We start from the raw sequence: 409 nt of genomic DNA, 5'->3' as shown, positions 1-409 counted from the left end.
GGCGCCCAGCTCCAGCGGGCGTTGCAGGGCGGGCGACAAGAAGGTGTTGTCGCACACCACCTTGGCGCCGACGGCATGGGCGCGACGACAGACATCGGCCACGTCCACGACCCGCAGCAGGGGGTTGGACGGGGTCTCGATCAGCACCAGCCTGGCGCCGTCGGCCAGGGCCGCGTCCAGGGCCTCGCCGTCGTTCTGATCGACGAAGGCGACGCGGAAATGACCTTTCTTCGCTCGGGCGCACAGCAGGCGGTGGGTCCCGCCATAGCAGTCGTGGGGCGCGATCAGCAGCTCGCCAGGGTTCAGCAGGCTCAGCGGCAGATCGACCGCCGCCATGCCGGTGGCGGTGATGACGGCGCCGGCGCCGCCTTCCAGCTCGGCCAGGGTGTCGGCCAGGACGTCGCGGGTC

The 409-nt window shown here is 71.4% G+C and carries 1 protein-coding gene; it reads right to left on the bottom strand.

The features are described 5' to 3' along the window. Window positions 1-409, bottom strand: a 409-nt coding sequence (locus tag HX774_RS19960; RefSeq protein ID WP_255500008.1) for a PLP-dependent transferase, incomplete at both ends; no start/stop codon positions are given.

Source organism: Brevundimonas sp. P7753 (genome assembly GCF_013386595.1).
Taxonomy (GTDB): domain Bacteria; phylum Pseudomonadota; class Alphaproteobacteria; order Caulobacterales; family Caulobacteraceae; genus Brevundimonas; species Brevundimonas bullata.
This window is presented reverse-complemented; position numbering and strand designations above follow the sequence as displayed.